At 39.2% G+C, this 20000-nt stretch carries 18 protein-coding genes and 1 other RNA gene; 9 read left to right on the forward strand and 10 right to left on the reverse strand.

Features of this window, described 5'->3' with window-relative positions:
• The first annotated feature begins 30 nt into the window (after window positions 1-30).
• From GLIP_RS09845 to GLIP_RS09855, 3 genes are read left to right on the forward strand one after another with little or no spacing between them, the layout of a single operon-like run.
• On the forward strand, window positions 31-1269 hold the full coding sequence (locus GLIP_RS09845) for an adenylate/guanylate cyclase domain-containing protein (RefSeq protein ID WP_008844467.1): 1239 nt from the start codon (window positions 31-33) through the stop codon (window positions 1267-1269).
• Between the two features lie 28 nt (window positions 1270-1297).
• Window positions 1298-2452 carry a cupin domain-containing protein gene (locus tag GLIP_RS09850; protein ID WP_008844468.1) on the forward strand — a complete coding sequence of 385 codons (1155 nt, stop codon included), beginning with the start codon at window positions 1298-1300 and terminating at the stop codon, window positions 2450-2452.
• An 18-nt stretch (window positions 2453-2470) separates the two neighbouring features.
• Window positions 2471-2929, forward strand: coding sequence for a GNAT family N-acetyltransferase (locus tag GLIP_RS09855; protein WP_008844469.1), 459 nt, complete (start codon window positions 2471-2473; stop codon window positions 2927-2929).
• Between the two features lie 52 nt (window positions 2930-2981).
• Here the strand turns inward: GLIP_RS09855 and GLIP_RS09860 are convergent, their stop codons facing one another.
• The 3 genes from GLIP_RS09860 to GLIP_RS09870 all read right to left on the reverse strand — a co-directional run bounded on the left by GLIP_RS09860 (window position 2982) and on the right by GLIP_RS09870 (window position 7437).
• Entirely contained in the window at window positions 2982-3410 is a 429-nt protein-coding gene (locus tag GLIP_RS09860) for a DUF4826 family protein (protein WP_008844470.1), read from the reverse strand.
• Window positions 3411-3425: 15 nt separating this feature from the next.
• Window positions 3426-6482: a D-2-hydroxyglutarate dehydrogenase YdiJ gene (gene ydiJ, locus GLIP_RS09865; RefSeq protein ID WP_008844471.1), complete on the reverse strand. Its 3057-nt coding sequence runs from the start codon at window positions 6480-6482 to the stop codon at window positions 3426-3428.
• Window positions 6483-6615: 133 nt separating this feature from the next.
• On the reverse strand, window positions 6616-7437 hold the full coding sequence (locus GLIP_RS09870; RefSeq protein ID WP_008844472.1) for a phenylacetic acid degradation operon negative regulatory protein: 822 nt from the start codon (window positions 7435-7437) through the stop codon (window positions 6616-6618).
• 47 nt (window positions 7438-7484) lie between these two features.
• Here GLIP_RS09870 and GLIP_RS09875 point away from each other — a divergent pair, with 47 nt between their 5' ends.
• Both GLIP_RS09875 and GLIP_RS09880 read left to right on the forward strand, forming a co-directional pair.
• Window positions 7485-8447, forward strand: a complete 963-nt coding sequence (locus GLIP_RS09875; protein ID WP_008844473.1) for a fatty acid desaturase family protein — start codon at window positions 7485-7487, stop codon at window positions 8445-8447.
• 152 nt (window positions 8448-8599) lie between these two features.
• A complete protein-coding gene (locus tag GLIP_RS09880; RefSeq protein WP_008844474.1) occupies window positions 8600-8818 on the forward strand; it encodes a tellurium resistance protein TerC in 219 nt (72 codons plus the stop codon).
• 54 nt (window positions 8819-8872) lie between these two features.
• Here GLIP_RS09880 and ppsA read toward each other — a convergent pair whose 3' ends face one another.
• Window positions 8873-11245: a phosphoenolpyruvate synthase gene (gene ppsA, locus GLIP_RS09885; RefSeq protein WP_008844475.1), complete on the reverse strand. Its 2373-nt coding sequence runs from the start codon at window positions 11243-11245 to the stop codon at window positions 8873-8875.
• A 212-nt stretch (window positions 11246-11457) separates the two neighbouring features.
• Between ppsA and ppsR the strand changes: the two genes are divergently transcribed.
• Complete coding sequence (ppsR, locus tag GLIP_RS09890) at window positions 11458-12270, forward strand: posphoenolpyruvate synthetase regulatory kinase/phosphorylase PpsR (protein ID WP_008844476.1); 813 nt, start codon at window positions 11458-11460, stop codon at window positions 12268-12270.
• 10 nt (window positions 12271-12280) lie between these two features.
• Window positions 12281-12964 carry a DUF2461 domain-containing protein gene (locus GLIP_RS09895; RefSeq protein WP_008844477.1) on the forward strand — a complete coding sequence of 228 codons (684 nt, stop codon included), beginning with the start codon at window positions 12281-12283 and terminating at the stop codon, window positions 12962-12964.
• 25 nt (window positions 12965-12989) lie between these two features.
• Here GLIP_RS09895 and GLIP_RS09900 read toward each other — a convergent pair whose 3' ends face one another.
• The 4 genes from GLIP_RS09900 to GLIP_RS09915 all read right to left on the reverse strand — a co-directional run bounded on the left by GLIP_RS09900 (window position 12990) and on the right by GLIP_RS09915 (window position 16380).
• The gene (locus GLIP_RS09900) at window positions 12990-14210 is read right to left on the reverse strand and encodes an EAL and HDOD domain-containing protein (protein ID WP_008844478.1); all 1221 of its coding nucleotides are present in this window, start codon (window positions 14208-14210) and stop codon (window positions 12990-12992) included.
• A 174-nt stretch (window positions 14211-14384) separates the two neighbouring features.
• Window positions 14385-15377 carry a ribosome biogenesis GTPase YlqF gene (gene ylqF / locus GLIP_RS09905; protein ID WP_040522563.1) on the reverse strand — a complete coding sequence of 331 codons (993 nt, stop codon included), beginning with the start codon at window positions 15375-15377 and terminating at the stop codon, window positions 14385-14387.
• Between the two features lie 242 nt (window positions 15378-15619).
• On the reverse strand, window positions 15620-15952 hold the full coding sequence (locus tag GLIP_RS09910; RefSeq protein WP_008844481.1) for an RnfH family protein: 333 nt from the start codon (window positions 15950-15952) through the stop codon (window positions 15620-15622).
• Window positions 15949-16380, reverse strand: coding sequence for a type II toxin-antitoxin system RatA family toxin (locus GLIP_RS09915; RefSeq protein WP_008844482.1), 432 nt, complete (start codon window positions 16378-16380; stop codon window positions 15949-15951). Before GLIP_RS09915 ends, GLIP_RS09910 begins: the two co-directional genes overlap by 4 nt.
• Before the next feature lie 140 nt (window positions 16381-16520).
• On the opposite strand from GLIP_RS09915, the gene smpB reads away from it, so the two are divergent.
• Window positions 16521-17000, forward strand: a complete 480-nt coding sequence (gene smpB, locus GLIP_RS09920; RefSeq protein WP_008844483.1) for an SsrA-binding protein SmpB — start codon at window positions 16521-16523, stop codon at window positions 16998-17000.
• Window positions 17001-17054: 54 nt separating this feature from the next.
• On the opposite strand, the gene GLIP_RS09925 is transcribed toward smpB, so the two are convergent.
• On the reverse strand, window positions 17055-18293 hold the full coding sequence (locus tag GLIP_RS09925) for an NADH:flavin oxidoreductase/NADH oxidase family protein (protein ID WP_008844484.1): 1239 nt from the start codon (window positions 18291-18293) through the stop codon (window positions 17055-17057).
• A gap of 285 nt (window positions 18294-18578) precedes the next feature.
• On the opposite strand from GLIP_RS09925, the gene ssrA reads away from it, so the two are divergent.
• Window positions 18579-18938, forward strand: a transfer-messenger RNA (tmRNA) gene (gene ssrA / locus GLIP_RS21675).
• A 222-nt stretch (window positions 18939-19160) separates the two neighbouring features.
• Here ssrA and GLIP_RS09930 read toward each other — a convergent pair.
• A complete protein-coding gene (locus tag GLIP_RS09930) occupies window positions 19161-19673 on the reverse strand; it encodes a hypothetical protein (RefSeq protein WP_008844486.1) in 513 nt (170 codons plus the stop codon).
• Window positions 19674-20000: the final 327 nt, after the last annotated feature.

The following is a 20000-nucleotide window of genomic DNA, read 5'->3' on the forward strand; positions in this document are numbered from 1 at the left end:
ATATCATTTGGACAACGGCAAGGAATGCCTGTGCTCACCTCAACATTTCGCAGAATAGCGTTATTGGGAAAAAACAAAAAGGATTTGGATAATCTTAGCCATATAAAATTAGTCAATACGATTGCACTAATGGTGTTGGTTTTTTTAGTCCTACAAATTCCATTCATTCTACGATTTTGGCATTTTAGCGGTTTTCCAGCGCTTATTTTATGTATCGTACATATTGGCCTGTTTTATCAAGTTTTGCGGGCAAACTATCGTCACCACTTCATTACGGCTAGATCCCTGCTTATGTGCGGGTTTGTATCTTATATTGGTATTTCCAGTCTGATTTGGAGTGTTAATATACAGTTTCATTTTTTGTTTATTATTGGATTATTTGTGAGTCCTTTTTTGTATCGAGAGTGGGAAAAAGGACAATACGTTCCAAATTTAATTATCTACCTAGTCTGCTTTTGTGGCATAGAAGTATTTTGGCAATTACCCAGTCGTCATCTGCAAGCAAAATCGATGGAAGAGTTTTGGTTAACTATGGGAACCGGATTTTTACTATCTATAGCGGCCATTACATCAAGTTTGCTCATCCATGAAAATACACGAATGTCATTGGAAAGAGTTTGCCGCGACAAAGCGCGCATTTCACACATATTACAAAAAACGCTTCCTAAGCCTTTAATAAAAAATTTGTTGGCAAACTTTAGCAATCCAACCCCTTCGTCTACCTTAAAACAGCATTTTTGCTCGGTATTGTTCGCAGATATTCAGGGATATACTCAGCATTGCAGTGATACAGACTCGCGCGAAGTCATGCATCTACTGAACGATTTTTACTGTGAATTTGATTTATTAAGCCGGCAAAATCAATTGCAAAAAATCAAAACCAATGGTGATCAATATATGGCTGTTTGTGGCATTTATGAACAGCAGGTAAATCCAGCAGCTCAGTGTTGTCTGGCTGCAATTTCGATGCTGAAAAGTTTCAACACCATCAGCAAAAAATTACAACTTCAACTGAAAATTAGGATTGGTATTGCAAGCGGCCCTATCACTGCCGGATGCGTGGGATTAGACAATATGCTTTTTGATGTTTGGGGTGACGCCGTTAACCTGGCGTCTCGATTGGAAAGCCACGGCACTGCAAATAAAATACTTGTGTGTCAGGATACTTATCTCAACTGTCAAAAACTGATTAAATTCGAGTCTGGAAACAAGCTAAATATTAAAGGGCTTGGTACACTCACCACATATTTTGTTCGAGATACCGTATGAACGTCAATAATGGAAAATAGTAATTTTCATGTATAAATTAAACATTCAAAATAAACAACGTTTCCTCAACGAATACTGGCAAAAGCGCCCCGTTGTGATACGCAATGCTTTTCCTGACTTTATTGACCCTTTAGATGAAAACGATTTAGCAGGTCTGGCCCAAGAAGCTGAAGTTGACTCAAGAATCATCTCCAACTTCAACGGTAAATGGTCAAATACCCAAGGTCCATTTGACGACTTTTCTAAACTCTGTGTAGGACAATGGACATTACTCGTGCAATCGGTGGACACCTACTTAGAAGAAGCGAAACAGCTTTTAGAAAGCTTTGATTTCATACCCAACTGGCGCGTTGACGACTTAATGGTAAGTTATTCTGACCTCAATGGTGGCGTAGGTCCTCATGTTGACCAATACGATGTATTTATCATTCAAGGACGCGGGACAAGGCGGTGGCAAGTAGGTGAAAATAAACATCATGATACGATTCAGCCTGCAAAAAACTTACGTCAAATTAGCGGATTCGATCCTATTTTGGATGAGATATTAGAACCTGGTGATTTAATCTACATTCCCCCCGGTTTTCCTCATAATGGTGTCGCTCTCAAACCGTGCATGAATTATTCCGTCGGCTTCAGGGCTCCGACACAACGGGAAATGCTGGATGGTTTTGTCGATTTTGCGCAAGCACGAAACCTATTTAATCAAAGATATTCAGATCCTGAATTAGACCTACGTGATTCTCGTTTTGAAATCAAACAGTCTGAAATAGAAAAAATGAAAAGCATGTTTAGTCAGATGATCAATTCAGTTCATTTTGACGACTTTATCGCATTTTACTTTACTGAATCGAAAAATTTTGACATTTATAATACTGATTTAGCAGAAGATTATTCACTCAAGCAAATTACCGAATTACTTGACGAGGGTGTTGATTTCCAGCGTAGTTTAGATGTTCGAATCATCCAACAAAAAATAAGATTAAAAGATAAATTTCAATTAGTTACGTGGATAAATCAACATCGAATTGAAGTCGAACCTCAGGATCAAAACTTACTTCTCGACATGCTCAATTCAGCGATACTAAATAACCAAACGAAAATTAATTACCAAAATGGGTTAATATTTAATCAAATCTTGACTAGACTGGTTAATACAGGGGGTTGGTACCCTGATATTGATTGATAGATTAGGAGAGCTTTAGTGACGTTAACGGTAAAAAACGTTGACTGGAATGAAGCGAAAAATGTACTTAGCAAGTTAAGAGAAAAAGTATTTGTTTACGAGTGGCGCATTCCCAGAGAATGTGAGTTTGATCATCAAGATATGCATGCTATACATATTCTCGTGCTGGATGATAATAAACAAGAAATCGCTACAGGCAGATTAACATCAAAAGGTGAAATTGGCCGAATAGCAGTTGTTCCAAAGTATCGTGGACCAGATGTCTACCACACACTATTTAAAGCATTGATTGACAATGCTGAACGTTTAGGATTGCAGCAAGTATACGTGCAGTGTGATTTGGAAGGGGTAGATTACTACCAAAAACAAGGATTCAATCCAGTTGGTTCGGTGTATATGGACGCTGGTATTGCTAGACAAAAAATCGCATGTTCTACGTCTGAGTTTTCACTCCAAAGAGTGGAGTTAACACATTAAAACAGCACCTAAGGTGCTGTTTTTTTTTAGTAAAGAATTTCAATGCCTGACATCAGGCCTTACCACCTTTAATTTCGGTCCATAAATCTTGTTGATTGTACAATGCATATAGACCTTCAGCTCGAGTTACTAACATTTCAGCAAATTGCTTTTGCGTGTTATCTAAGTTGTTACTTTCTTCTATCTCTTGGGCTTTTAATTGCCATTTAAAAGAGAATCGCCTTAATGCATCTCTAGCGCTATTTTCACTTTCATAAGGCATGTAATCACAGGGTAAATCTCCACTAATAACCCAATAAAACTTATTATCTAAAGATTTTATTTTCCAAACTGCAACATATGGTGCTAGATAGCGACATTCTTCCGTTACTACCGAGTCAAAAATTACGCCATTTTCGGCTAAATGCTTATTTGCGCGTTGAAACTGCGCACGAACCCATTGTGTCATTTCTTCCTGACTCATGGCTTGAGGTTGTGTCATAACTATCCTTATAGATTATTTATTCTGTAAAACTGCTAACAGAGCCTGTACTGGATGTTTTGGCTTAAAACCGTCAAATCTAGCCACTTGACTACGGCATGAATAACCTGTTGCTAATAGTGTTTTTTTATCACTAGACGCTACAGCTTTTTTCCAACTTAGATCATAAATTCCTTTTGATTCTTGTTGATGGATTAATTCATGGCCAAATGAACCCGCCATTCCACAACACCCAGTCGGTATAGCACTCAATTCTAACCCGAACCAAGAAAAAATTGTACGCCATTGATTGTCATTATTCGCTATTTTGGTTTTCTCAGTGCAGTGAGAAATTAACTGAAACTCGGGCAAATCTTTGGTTTTAGCCAATGCGGCTTCAAGTAACGATTTATCCAACGTTTGACAAGATAACCATTCGTTCGCTAATTGCACCTGAAATTCCCCACGTTTTGAGCCCAAAACGCGGTTGTATTCGTCGCGATAACATAAAACTAAGGAGCCATCTATGCCGATCATTGGCATGTTTAACTCGGCTACTTGATTGAGAAAATCAGCGCTATTTTTGGCGGTTTTTGCAAACTGAGTTAAAAAGCCTTTTACATGTTGCGGCTTTCCATTGGGCTTAAATGGCAATAAAACCGGATTAAATTGCAGCAGTTGTAGCAATTCAACTAACGCTTCTACCACTTCCGCTTCGTAGAAACTAGTAAACGGGTCTTGAACAATTAGAATCGTTTTGGATTTATCCGCTTCGTTTAAAGAGGAAAGCCTTTGCATGTCAAACGCCATAGTTTGACGTCCTGACATTCGTTTGCTTAACGACGGCTCTGAAAGCAGCGGTGCGTCAACATAACCAATATACCGTTTAATTGCCGCTTTTAACCAAGGCTGACGTTGGAAAAAGTTTATAAATGCAGGCGCTTTTGCCATTAAAGGCGCCATTGCTTCGATGTTAGCGGTAAGTACGTCTTTAGCTGGGCGCAAATATCGCTGGTAGTAGATATCTAAAAAGCGCGAACGAAATGAAGGCACATCCACATTTACCGGACATTGGCTGGCACAGGCCTTACATGCTAAGCACCCTTCCATGACCTCTAAGACTTCATGAGAGAAATCAGGATTTTTCGCTTTATAACGGGTATTTTGCAGACGCTCGAACCAAGACGGAACATTTTCACGTTTTTCCAACGCTATCACGTCCACTTTATTTTGGCTCAATAAACGTAACCACTCTCTAATCATACCTGCCCTTCCCTTTGGCGTATGACGGCGATCACGAGTTACTTTGCTTGAAGGGCACATGGTGGACTTGGTGTCGTAGTTATAACACAGCGCATTACCGTTACAACTCATCGCAACGGCATAAGAATCACGAACTTCGATCGGAATTTGCCTATCCAGATCGCCTCGTTTTAAATCAGATACTTTTACTAAGGCTTCAGTTGATTCGATAGGCGTGCAGATTTTGCCCGGATTCATTTTATTTAATGGATCAAATGCAGTTTTGATTTTACGCAGCTCAAGAAACAATTCTTCACCAAAAAATTCCGGACCATATTCACTGCGGTAACCTTTTCCGTGTTCCCCCCACATTAGTCCACCATACTTGGAAACTAATGCCACTACTTCATCGGAGATTTGCTGCATCGTTTCTTGCTGTTTGAGATCACACATATCAAGGGCGGGACGCACATGCAGTACACCTGCATCAACATGACCAAACATGCCGTAATAAAGACCTTTGCTATCTAATAACGCTCTAAATTCCATGATGAAATCAGCTAAGTTCTCAGGCGGGACTGCGGTATCTTCAGTAAAAGGGATTGGCTTTTTCCAACCATCAGCCTTTCCTAATAAACCCACTGACTTTTTACGCATGGCATAAATCCGATTGATATCCGCTACGTCATAAGTCAATTGATAACCAATGATGCCATTTAGTCCTTGTTCCTGAGCTTGGTCTAGGGTTTGGCTAAGTTGCGCAATTTTAGATTCTATTTCTGCTTTATCTTCACTGTTGTACTCAACCATATTCAGCCCTAGCACTTCCTTGCCAGGCACATCTTGGATTAGATCTTTCACCGAATGCCACACAATATCTTGTTTAGCTAAATTGAGTACTTTGCTATCGACTGTTTCAACTGATGTTGCATTGGCCGCAACCATATGAGGCGCGTGACGTAAAGCGGACTCGAAGGAATCATATTTGATGTTAACTAAAGCTTTGCATTTAGCAATGGGGGTAATATTAAGTTTTGCTTCTGATACAAATACTAACGAGCCTTCCGACCCGGTTATCACACGACTAATGTCGAGCTGTGTTAGATCATCAGAAACAGTATGTTCGAGGTCGTAACCGGTCAAAAAACGATTTAAACGAGGAAATTTGGCAACTATTTGGGCGCGTTTGTCGACACACGTTGCAATTAACTGCTCAGTTATTTTGGCTAAAGACGGTATTTCAATAGAGCTATTTTTTGCTTCATCAATGTCAGTAGGCAGAGTTTGAATTATCGTGCCGTCAACTAATACAGAGGTTAAGCTAAGTACATGGTCACTGGTTTTTCCGTACACCAACGAGCCTTGGCCTGATGCATCAGTGTTGATCATACCGCCAATGGTCGCACGATTGCTGGTTGACAGATCGGGTGCAAAGAAAAAACCAAAAGGTCTTAGCGCATCATTTAATTGATCTTTCACTACACCGGCTTGTACCCTTACCCAGCCTTCTTGGGCATTTATTTCAAGCACTTCATTCATGTGACGAGATACATCTACAATAATGCCACTTGTTAAAGACTGGCCATTAGTACCCGTTCCGCCTCCCCGAGCACTAAATTTAACATTGTCATATTGATTCGACACTTGACCGATTAGTGACAGATCATCGGTAGATTTTGGGAATACCACTGCTTGCGGAAGTTTTTGGTAAATTGAGTTGTCAGTTGCGACTGCGAGTCGACTCGCATAACTAAACTCTATATCTCCTGAAAAACCTGCTGACTTTAAGTCTTCAAGATACATCTGATAATGATTTTCAAGAGCGGATTGAGGGTCGATACTCGGTAACATTGTCACTGCTTTACACGTCCAAATTGCATTTGGCATATTATAACTGGATGCCAAAGTCTTTACCTACATTCATTCAAAATAAATTATATGTATTTGATTTAGTGGAAACTAATCAAACTTTAACGGGTTAGTTTCAAACCATAACCTTTAGCCACGCTGGCTTAATTTGTTCATAATATTCAACAGATTGATCGATTAACCTGGTTCTAGCGGATTCGTCAATCATTTCAGCTGGCAACCAAGGATCTTTAGACAAGTTCTCTACCAACAAACGTCCAATGGCAAAACTTCGAATCAATACTTCACGATCTGTCGCTTTAGCAATTAAATCACATTCGTTTGAAATCATTTCGTACGCGTCAGTATAAAATTGATTAAGTTGTTGAACCGGCCAACTTTGCATAAGCTGCGCTAACCACTGCTTATCAATTTCTTTTAGATAACAAATTAACAAACCAGACTGTTCAATAACTGCATTGAAGTGAAAAAGCACTTCTTCACGTAAATCAACTAAATTATTTGGCCTGACCCAACCTAAAGATTGAATAAACTTCAGTCCAAGCAATTCTGCTTTATTATTTAAACGACGCAAAATAGTGGGGTTTAATTTTAGGTCACCTTGATTTATCAGTAACCAGTCACCGCACCAATGCATTTTTCGATGTTTGATATCTAACCAGAATCTAGGCAATACAAATGGATTGAGGCTTTTAGCTAGCGCATATTTCCCTTTGTTACGGATCAGTTTGCCTTGCTTAGTTTGTCTAGATAAAGCCATGCGCATGGATGCTTCAGTTATATCTAACTTTTCAGCAATAGTTAATAATTGTTTAGCGGACAGGCTGGTAAGTTCAGAAATCTGAAACCCTTTAGTTGCACTTAACAATTCCAATACTTTTTTATCTGCGCTATCCGTCGCAAGCCGTTCAAGCGCAATTTCATAATTCAGTTTCATAACAAATTATTTGCTTTATTTGTATTTTTTGTTATACCTTGGAGAAGGTGTCTAAATCTGGACAAACGACTTTGGTAAAATTATCAGATTATATTTCTTCTGAAGAACTAAAAGCCCTATGCCAAACTTCCGATTTAATCGGATGGTATCGTGTTTTAGTTAACTATGCATTGATTTCGCTTGCTTTGCTTATTTTAGTCACTTTTCCTCATTGGTTTACGTTTATTTGCTGTAGTTGGGTGATAGGAGGACGCATTTTAGGCCTTGCCATCCTAAACCACGATGCGGGTCACAACACACTGTTTAGAAACCAAAAACTTAATCAAACAGTCGGTCGTTGGTTTTTGGGAAGTTTAGTATTTGTCGATTTTCAAGCATTTCAACAAGGTCATGGGCAACACCATCGATTTGCCGGAACGGATAAAGATCCTGACAAGATATTTGTCATTAATTACCCAGCCACACCAGCCAGTATGACTCGTAAACTACTGCGAGATGTAAGTGGAGTTAATGGCGTTAAGGAATTAGCTTATCAAATTAGCGTATCAAATTGGCATAAGCGTATCCCAAATTTAGTAATGCATGGAACCATGATACTTTTCTTATATAGTATTGGAATATTGTGGACTTATACTGCGTTTTGGGCAGCCTACATTTTCGTGTACCCGCTACTAAGCAGAATAAGAATAATGGGGGAACATGGCGCTGTAACCGATATTGATGCGTTAGATCCGCGCCTTAATACGCGCACAACACTTGCAGGTCCACTAACTCGGTTATTAATTAGTCCAAATCAAGTAAACTTTCATTTAGAACATCATATTCACCAGAATATACCTGCACATAATCTTGAAAAAGCACATAAACTGTTTAAACAACGTGGGATGTACGACGGTTTTGATTGTATCGCCAATAATTATTGGCAAGTGCTACAGAAGTGCATTTCAAAACACTTTGGTAAATCGAACAATGCGAAGCATGCTCCTTCTTCGGTGAGTAACCTCAGTTAACCTAATTCTTACACACCTTGTTACAAGCCGAAACAGAAGTTTATCTACATGCAGTTTATACTTTACGCATAGATAGATAATGTTTAACCCTTACGCAGCAAAATACTTGCAATAACGATGAGACATTGCTGAACGAGTAAAAGAGATTTCAAATGAAAAAAACAATTCGCATTACATTAGGTGCAGTGTTGTCAGCCATCGGAGTGGTATTTGCCATTTTACCAGGCTCAATATTATTCTTGCTAGGTGGGTTATTATTGCTTAGTTATGATATTCCGCTAGCTAGAAGATGGCTGCAAAAATGTCAAAATGGCATGACAATCAGCGCTAGAAAATTAGACAGATATATACTTAACCGAAAATATCGTTAATCACATAAAAAAGGCAGGATAAACCTGCCTTTTGATCTTAATTCGTTATTACATTTAGCTGTGCTTTTCACCTAAATATAACCAGGTTTCCACTACGGTGTCTGGGTTTAGTGAAACACTATCTATACCCTGCTCCACTAACCAAGCCGCTAAATCTTCGTGATCTGATGGACCTTGACCACAAATACCGACATATTTCCCACGCTTTTTAGCCGCTTTGATTGCCATACTTAACAGTACTTTAACCGCTTCATCTCGTTCATCAAACAGATGCGCAATTAAACCTGAGTCACGGTCTAAACCTAACGTAAGCTGGGTTAAATCATTTGAACCAATAGAGAAACCGTCAAAGATATCTAGAAACTGATCTGCAAGTAACGCATTTGAAGGAAGTTCGCACATCATAATGACGCGCAAGCCGTTTTCACCTTGCACTAGCCCCTGCTCTGCAAGCAATTCAATGACTTTTTTACCTTCTCCAACGGTGCGAACAAACGGGATCATGATCTCAACATTGGTCAGTCCCATCGTGTTTCGAACACGCTTAATTGCTTCGCATTCCAAAGCAAAACAAGCTCTAAAGTCATCGGAAATATAACGGCTCGCACCACGGAACCCAAGCATTGGATTCTCTTCATCTGGCTCGTACTGATAACCACCGACTAAGTTAAAGTACTCATTCGATTTAAAGTCCGACATGCGTACAATCACTTTTTCTGGTGAAAAAGCCGCACCAATCGTTGAGATACCTTCAACCAACTTTTGAATATAAAATTCAACTGGTGAAGCATATCCGGCCATCATCTCTGAAATTTCTTCTTTTAACTCTGCGGGTTGATTGTCAAAATCTAACAGTGCTTTTGGATGTACACCAATCATTCGGTTGATGATAAATTCCAAGCGCGCAAGGCCGACACCTTTGTGAGGCAATCGAGCAAAGTCAAATGCCCTATCTGGGTTACCTACGTTCATCATCACTTTTAACGGAATATCAGGCATTGCATCAATACGCGAAGTAACAACATCAAATTCCAGCTCAGCATCATAAATGAAACCAGTGTCACCTTCGGCGCAGGAAACCGTAATTCTATCTCCACTTTCAATAGAATCAGTGGCATTGCCACAACCTACTACTGCTGGAATGCCCAACTCGCGAGCAATAATTGCCGCGTGGCAGGTTCTACCACCGCGATTAGTAACAATGGCAGCGGCCTTTTTCATTATCGGTTCCCAGTCAGGATCTGTCATATCGGTCACTAACACATCGCCTGGTTGGATTTTACCCATTTCATCAATTGAGCTCAGCACTTTGGCTTCGCCAGCACCAATTTTATGACCGATTGCACGGCCTTCGGTGACAACTTTGGCTTTACCTTTCAACTGGAAGTTTTCAATGACCTGAATATCTTCACGCGAACGAACCGTTTCTGGACGCGCTTGCACTATATAAAGCTTGCCGTCTGTACCATCCTTCGCCCATTCAATATCCATTGGACGTTTGTAATGTTTTTCGATTATTTGTGCTTGTTTGGCCAGCTCCATGACTTCTTGATCAGTAATCGAAAATTCTAAACTTTGTGATTTTTCAACATCAACAATTTCTACTTGCTTACCATGTGATAAATCTGGCGAGTAAATCATTTTAATTAATTTACTGCCCATGTTTCTGCGCACAATCGCTGGATTACCATTATCTAGTGTTGGTTTATGTACGTAAAATTCATCCGGGTTGACAGCCCCCTGTACTACCATTTCACCTAGACCATAAGACGAGGTGATAAATACAACATCTTCGAATCCTGATTCTGTATCGATTGTAAACATGACACCAGACGAGCTGACATCACTTCGCACCATACGCTGGATACCCGCAGACAATGCCACACCTTTGTGGTCGTAACCTTGGTGAACACGGTATGAAATGGCGCGATCATTAAACAAAGAGGCAAACACATGTTTGATAGCAACAAGAACGGAATCGTAACCTTTGACGTTCAAGAAAGTTTCTTGCTGACCGGCAAAAGAAGCGTCCGGCATATCTTCAGCTGTCGCGGATGAACGCACAGCAAATGACGCTTCGCTACCCGCGTCCCCTTGTAACTTCTCAAACGCAGTTTTAATTTCCTGCTCGAGTTTTGGCAAAAATGGGGTTTCAATAACCCAGTTACGAATGTTTTCACCAGCTTGAGCAAGTGCGTCTATGTCGTCAACATCTAGACTATCAAGTACTTCGTGGATGCGTGCTTCAAGTCCACTTTGCTCCAAAAACTCATTAAACGCATATGCAGTTGTAGCAAAGCCTCCTGGAACTTGAACACCTGCATTTGACAGGTTTGAAATCATTTCGCCCAAAGATGCATTTTTCCCGCCCACACGGTTTACATCATCCATTCCCAATTGCTCATACCAAAGTACATATTCTTGCACTGCTAACACCTCAAAGTTTTTTGTCCTGGGGTCGATTGCTAAAACGCAAACGGATTAAGTTTTGTTGCAATAAAATACTCAGATAGGTACCTACGATTTTTATTTTGTTCACCTTCTGGCTTTTTGCGTCAGGGATTTTAGAATGGTGTAAAGACGAAAGTAAAATTTAATTTTTTTCTGTAATTAAATTACAACATTGTTAAGGAATTGTAGTGAGATCAGCTTTTTACATATCTGATGGTACAGCCATTACTGCTGAAGTGTTTGGGCATGCTTTGCTGTCACTTTTCACAGTAGAATTTAAACATTACACTGAACCATTCGTAGAAACTGAACAACAAGCCCAAAAAGTACTAAATAAAATTTCCGAATCTTTTAAGGAGTCTGGGCTGCGTCCATTGGTGTTTTATACCATCGTAAATACAGATGTTAGAAAAATGATCGCCAAGTCAGTGGGTATCAATTACAACTTTCTTGATCAGTTTGTTGCACCGCTAGAAAAAGCATTAGGTGTACCATCCATGCCAGAAAAACATCGTACCCATAGCATCCACGAAAAAACCTACGATATTCGAATTGATGCGGTAAATTATGCGTTAGCAAATGATGATGGATCGAACATTAAAGATTATCACGAAGCTGATATTATTTTGTGCGGCGTATCACGCTCAGGCAAAACGCCGACGAGCTTATATCTGGCATTACAATATGGTATCAAAGCGGCAAACTATCCGTTTACCGAAGAAGATATGGGAGACATTTTAAAACTTCCAGCTGCTTTGAGACGCTTCAAGAAAAAGCTGTTTGGATTAACCATTGTGCCAGAGAGGTTACACTCTATACGCTCAGAAAGACGCCCTAACAGTCGCTACGCATCAATGAAACAATGCAGAATGGAATTACGAGAAGTAGAAAATTTATATCGTAAAGAAAAAATACCTTTTATTAATAGTACTAAATTTTCAATTGAAGAAATGTCTGCAAAAATATTAGCTGAAACCGGTCTGCAAAGACGTAAATACTAGGAATATGACAATGTTTTCTCACTTTGATCCCAGCATAATTACGTTTTTAAGACAACTTGCCGCTAACAATGATAAAAATTGGTTTGCAGAGCACAAACAAGAATACGAAGATAAAGTAAGAACACCTACCCTAGCGTTTATTCAACAAATGGATAGTTGGATCAAAATGATCTCACCTCACTATGAAGCCACGGCTAAAAAAGTAGGTGGCTCAATGATGCGGCCATACCGAGATGTGCGCTTTTCGAAAGATAAATCACCTTACAAAACCAATGTGGGTATTCAGTTTAAACACGAAATCGGTAAAGACGTACATGCACCTGGATTTTATCTGCACATAGAGCCGGACAATGTTTTTTTAGGCGTTGGTACATGGCGACCTGACCCCGAATCACTTAGAAAAATTCGTGATCATATAGTTCTAAAACCAGATACTTTTAGAGATGCAATACAGCATTCACCTTTTAAAGAAATATTTGAGCTCGAAGGAGAGTCTCTAGTCAGAGCACCAAAAGGATTTGACCCAGATCATCCATTAATCGAGGATATAAAACGCAAGGATTTCATTGCAGTAAGTCGCCTCCACAATGAATTTCTTTTTAGTCCAAACTTGTGTGAAGAGGTGGCCAGAAAATTTGGAAGAGCCCAGCCTTTTCAATCTTTTTTATGTGCTGCATTAGGATTACGATTTTAGAATACATCTAAACTCTAAAGTGCGCCTACTCCAAATAATTCATGACTTCATCGGCCCACTTTAAGGCTTCTTGATAGCATTTTCTAAACAACTCTATCTCTTGTTTGGACAGGCGGGCAAACACTTTTTCGTCCAAACGTTCGATGCCGATGGTGTTTTCAAGTAATTTTCCCAAATCATTATCGTTATATAAAAGAGCTGATTTAATTGAATCACTTAAGGTTAACTTTTCCAATATCTCTTTTATATCTGCTTGAAAGATTGCATCGATCCCAGACAATAGTCCGACTAAAAAACTTTCTGAAGAATCAGTTTTGACTCCTCCGGTTATTGGGCTTTCAGAAAATAATGCCAATGTTTTAGCGCGTATTAATAAGGTTCTAAATAATTCATTAGGTTGTGAAGAGTGGGAAGCTAAAGTCAAAATCATTGCCCACTGTTTCACCACGTTCAAGCCTAATCTTACAACAGCATCTTTTACCGATTTAATCTCTCGAACTAATTGATAAATTGGACAGTTAATTAACGATAAAATTTTCACTGTGAGCACTGGATCACGAGAAATGATTTCTGCGACTTCAGTCGCTTCGATGTCAGAACGACTTAGTTTTGCGACTAACTGCAAAGATGAATTTTTATTGCCATCAATTTTTTGACCAGAAACAATTGAAGGTTTTTCAAGAAAATACCCTTGAAATAAATCAAATCCCATTGCCACGCATTTATCAAACATCTGCTGATCTTCAATTTTTTCAGCAAGCAATAAACACCCAGCCTTTTTAAGTCTTGGAAAAGCAAGTTCGAGTTGAGCGAAGTCAATATCTAGCAAGTCTATCTTAAGAATTTTAAGATATTTGAACAGTGCGTCTTTGGAAGGTTCAAGGACATAATCATCAAGCGCAAATTCATAGCCTAAGCGGCGCAGCTGACTCACCTTTTTCAAAACGGCTTCGGTTGGCTCAACCGTCTCTAAAATCTCAAAAATCAAATTGTGGGGAGGGACAGGGAAAAAGTAATCTGCTTCAAGAAAGTCCATATCAACATTGATCAACATGGGTAAATCTAAGTTAATATTATCGTTGATAACAGAAGTACATACGTTAACGAGTAAATCGCGTGTGGCAACTAAATTTTTATCGTCTGATGAGTTATCGAATGCATCTCCTCGATACAACAACTCATTTGCGACCATAGTGCAGTTTTTATCAAAAATAGGTTGTCTAGCAAAAAGTACTGTCTTTTCCACATGATTCCCGTTGATATTTGTTTAATCCGCTCAGTATCAGGCACATCGAATTTTATACCATAATCTAGATTAACGTTAATTCCAATATATTGAAATTAGACTTATAGATAACAAACCTTTACTCGTTAACTTAACAGAAATTCACAATCACGCTAGTAAAAACAGCCACGTACTTCAACGTCTTCGTTTCTTTTTAGTTGGTTTTTCTTCTCTTTTTTGATCTTTCAAGTCGCGCTTATTTGGAGTTGCTGATCCATCTTTAAAGCGTTGTTTGCGTTGTTCTTTTTCCAGTATTTTTTGCGCAGCGAGTTCAGCAACTTGATGTTCTTCGGCAATAACCATTGATGGAGTTTCCAAGGTAATTCTACCTAATTTACCCGATCGCAATTCGTTGATTAAAACCTCACAAATCTTATGTAAATTTACTCTACCACCGGCGCGCAATGCACCACGTTTAGCGGCTGCAGCTTCTAAAAATTCAATTTCGGTAGACGGAATATATTCCAGTGAAAATCGCTCTTTCATCAATTCTGGGTATGCTTTAATTAGATAGTCAGCAGCAAAAAAGCCGACATCTTCATAATCCATCGCAGTATCTTTTATTGCTCCAGATGCAGCCAACCGATAACTACTATTTGGGTTTTCAATTTTCGGCCAGAGTATTCCAGGCGTATCAAATAACACGATTCCGCTACCCAAATTAATTCGCTGTTGCACTTTGGTTACGGCAGGCACATTCCCTGTTTGAGCAATAATTCTGTCTGCTAATGTATTAATAAGTGTCGATTTCCCCACGTTGGGAATGCCTACAATCATAGTATTGATTGACTTAATTCCAGCATCTTTTTCGGGCAGCATTTTTCTGCACAAATCAACAATTTGTTTAATTTTTGCGGGTTGTTCTGTAGTGGTAGGAAAAGTTCGAACGCCTTTCTCTTGTTCTAAGTATTCTTGCCACTTGAGCGTTAATTCAGGGTCTGCCAAATCAGTTTTACTGAGAACTTTTATGCAAGGTTTGTCGCCACGCAATTGCTTAATAGCAGGATTTTCACTCGAATAAGGTATGCGAGCGTCAAGAACTTCAATAACCAAGTCAACGCTGGGTAACACATCTTTGATTTCTTTTTGGGCTTTATGCATATGCCCGGGGTACCACTGAATTGCCATTAATATTATCTTTTTAAGTAAACGCTACTCGTACCTCTCAAAAATACAGCACAATGAAATCGCGTTTAGGTTATATTTGGGATGGAATTTATCCAGCCATACATTTTATTGGCTTACCATATTCATCAATACTGCAAAAGTGCCTCAGCATCTAATTCTATTCGCTGTTGAGGATACTGAAAACGAGTAAGTATCTAATTGTAAACCGACGAATATTGGTAACTAAAAACGACAAAATCTAACTAGGTTTTCACCCTTCCGCCGGTGACTTTATCTGCTCGCCCTTCTACTTTCGCTTTTTCAGCTCGTAAGCGACGAACTTCTTTTGGATCAGCTATTAGTGGACGATAAATTTCAATTCTATCCCCATCTCTAGGCGTATCTGTGAGTTTGCAAGTCCGATTCCAAATACCAATTTTCATTTTTGAAAGATCAATTTCGGGAAAACGACGCAGAATTCCAGACGCCTGAATAGTTTCTTCCGCTGTTCGCCCCTCTTCTACCACTAATTTGATCAGTGCTTGCTCATTGGGTAAACCATAAACGACTTCAACGGAGATTTGTGTTTCACTCACAAATACACCTCTTTCGCCCGAGCCGTGAACGCATTCACCATGTTAGTTGCAATTGCGTTAAACACTTTGCCAAATGCCATTTCCGCTAACCGACTGGAAAAAGCGAAATCTAACTTCAATTCGATTTTACATGCATCATCTGCTAACGCAGTAAAGGACCAGCCACCTGACAAGTGTGAGAAAGGCCCTTCCACTAAATTCATTTCAATCGCTTTACCCCGTTCTAACATATTTAAAGTGGTAAACCATTGCTTCACACCCGCCTTAGCAATTAATACAGCAGCTTTCATCGAGTTTTCGTTATGTTCTAACACTTTAGTTTGTGCGCAACCGGGCAAAAATTCTGGATACGAAGCTACATCATTGACTAAATCAAACATCGATTCTGCGCTAAATGCTACTAGCGCACTGCGATGAACACTTGCCATTCATTTTCCTTATCACAACCTATCTATCACTAAAGGAAGTTTACCATGAATACGCACTTTTGATAGTTCATCGATATAATTACAACTATTTTTTAACTCTTCTACAGACAAATTAAATGGGCCTGATATAATCCGCCGTTATGAAGAAAAAGAACGCTAAATCAAATCAAAGCAATACCATAGCTTTAAATAAAAAGGCCCGGCATGAATATCACCTGCAAGATAAAATCGAAGCAGGAATTGAATTACAAGGTTGGGAAGTGAAAGGTATTCGAGCTGGAAAGGTCAATTTGACCGATAGTTTTGTGAATATTCACAACGGCGAAGCTTTCCTGCAAGGATGTAAAATAACACCGCTAAATCAAGCATCCAGTCACGTCGTTTGCGACCCTGATAGACATAAAAAATTGCTGATACATAGACGTGAAATTGACCGGCTAATGGGCGCAAGAGAGCGTCAAGGTTACTCGATTATTGCAACGGCCATGTATTGGAAACAGTGTTGGGTAAAAGTTGAAATTTATCTTGCCAAAGGTAAAGACGCCCACGATAAGCGCGATACGGTTAAAGATCGAGATTGGGCGCGTCAAAAAGAACGGGTAATGAAACACAGCGCCTGATTAAAGTATTAGGCGAGCTTTTCTTACAATATTAAATGGCTAAATTCCTCAGCCCTATTTTATCTCGTTCTTATATTGTCGACGATAACGTTTCGTCAATTTAGCCGAACGTATTTGATCTGTAATCACGGTAAACAAGGGCGAAGCATTCAGTTTAACGTCTTTTCCAGTAGCAATTCGACGCAACTGCCTTTTAGCAAGTGCCATATTTGCTAATCCACTTAACGTTTTATTTTTCCACTCAACTTGCCGCGTCATGCTTACAACGCCAGGAACTTGCTGCCAATGATTGGGAAGTTCTGGGTTATAAGCTAACGCAGATGCCATACCGACCAATTCGACGCCAGAATCCAGAACCTTTTGTACAACAGGTAAACGTTTGATTCCGCCGGTAGTCATAATAGGAATTTGGCTTTGCTGTGCAATTTTTGCGGCAAACTCTAAAAAATAGGCTTCTCTTGCTAGCGTCCTATTATCAGCAGTACGCCCTTGCATGGCCGGTGCCTCATAGCTTCCACCAGATAACTCCACTAAATCTATATTGAGAGGTTCGAGCATTTTTACTACTGCCAATGCATCATCTACATCAAAACCTCCACGTTGAAAATCTGCTGAATTAAGTTTAACTGCAACGGCAAACCCATCACCGCAAGACTGACGGATTGCGCGCACAATCTCCAATAATAACCTTGCTCTATTTTCGAGGCTTCCGCCCCACTTATCAGATCGTTTGTTTACCAATGGAGATAAAAATTGTGCTAACAAATATCCGTGAGCAGCGTGAACCTCTACTCCATCATAACCGGCTTGCTTAGCTAAATTGGCCGTAATTGTAAAACGCTGAATAACCTCTTCTATCTCCTCCTCACTCATTGCTTTGGGTTGACTAAATAATTTTGAATGTTTACCCATATCAAGGGCAATGTCTGAAGGAGATAATGCTTTGCCACCCAGTTTTTTAAAAACCTGTCGTCCTGGATGATTAATTTGCATCCACACTTTAGTATTATTTTGTTTAGCTTTTTGTGCTAATACTTCATAGGACGAAATATCTGTGTGTTCTTCAAGTGCCATTCCACCAGGGCCTGTCATTGCCAAATGATCAACCATGACATTTCCTGTAATTATTAAGCCAACGCCACCTAGCGCCCATGCTTCATACAAATTAAACAGGTTTTCGTCTGGCAATTGCTCTGTGTTGGCCAAATTTTCTTCCATGGCCGCTTTGACTAAACGATTTTTTAATTTTACACCTGAGGGCAACGTAAATGTTTCGAATACTTCTTTTGACATAACACACTTCTTATTTTAGAAAAGCCAATGGCAAAGCGAATGCACAACCATTGGAAAATAATAAAAACCAAGCCTCAGTCTAATTCACCTGCTTACAGAAAGAAAACCACATGAAGCATTTAAACTAGGTTTCACTGCATTGCCCAATTGGGAAATTGAAACAGTACAATTTAATTGACGACGATCGTTTGAAACTCAACCACTTGAAGTAAAATATTTTGTCCCCACATATTGTTTTCAGGAAGGATGTGTTATTATTCTCCCACTTGAAAAAAGTACTACATAGGGGCTGATTTTGGATTCGACAGGATTCGGGATGCTCGAGGTGCATGCAGAGGTGCGGTTTGCCTCTTTAAAAAGCCGCAAAAAAATAGTCGCAAACGACGAAAACTACGCACTAGCAGCTTAATAACCTGTATAGGCCCTTCCACTTCAGCCGTCGTCTATTCGTGAAGGTTTGGAAGGTCATACTAATAGACTAGCGAGGGAAACTTGTCCGAGGTTGAACCGCGAAATAGTATCGGGACAGCTATGAGAAATCCTGTTTGTCGGAGTTCGAAATAGTTAAAAAAATGACAAAATAAGCATGTAGTACCAACAGTTGAAGCTTTCTGGACGCGGGTTCAAGTCCCGCCAGCTCCACCAAATTTAAGTTCGACGAACGACGAAAACCCTGCCAAAGCCGCTAAAAACGGTGATTAACAGGGTTTTTTTATGCTCTAGCGTTCGGTAATGGTCGTTGACAATCTCAGGTTCGTGAAAAGTTTAAAATTTGGGGGTCGACACAATGCTACTAAGCAAACAGAAAATTGCACGCTCGTTTACACGCTAATTATTTGCTTCAACCAAACAGCAGAGCAGTATCACTTAGAAATTGCGACCATGTAATTCTTCAAACATTTCTTTAATAAAGTCTATTAATTCTTGCAAACTCGAACCCAATACAGGTATCGCGCCAACAATACTTTTTAGAAGAATGGAAACTTTACTTAATAAATTTTTTAAATTCATAATCCCACCCTGCTGATGAAATATTGAATTAGATCGACTAATTTCTGCAAACTTAAAATTTAGTTCTGTGCTTCCTTCTTCAAGCCCCGCTTTTGCAATCGCCTCATATTCAAGATCTGTTTTAGGGTTTGTTAAACTATCGTTGAAATAAGCTGAAAATGACGCTCTATATTCATCAATTGTTTCACTTTCCTGGCTAGTTTCGATTCCTTTTTTTAACTCTTTTAAACATGCCTCTTCAAATTCGCTTCTCACTTCTATTGGAAAAAGCAATTTACTTGAGCGATAAGATAAAAATAAAACATCAAACACCAGATTAAAAAATTCATCAAATGTTGCTATTGTAGATTCATTTTCAATCGTTTCCATATGACTTTCTCCTATTCATCAAAATAGCTAGATGCTACCAAATTACTTTAGTTAATCTAGAATAATTATAGAAGGTTAACCCGCATAAAAAAGGTGACCAATTCTTATATAGTGATTAATAATTTGTGCATTTATTTCTGTCAATCTCAATGTAGTTTAACTTTGGTTTTAAATAAACTCTTCACCGTATTCTGTTGTTACACTTTGCTTTGCCTATTAGAGCTCCCTTAAAATTTTCACTTTCATTATTAATTGTAGAAAAAACAATCTAAATATAATCTAATTATGCAATGCACGTTCGTGATTAACTTGTTTCGCGATAACATA

The organism is Aliiglaciecola lipolytica E3 (assembly GCF_000314975.1).
Classification (GTDB): domain Bacteria; phylum Pseudomonadota; class Gammaproteobacteria; order Enterobacterales; family Alteromonadaceae; genus Aliiglaciecola; species Aliiglaciecola lipolytica.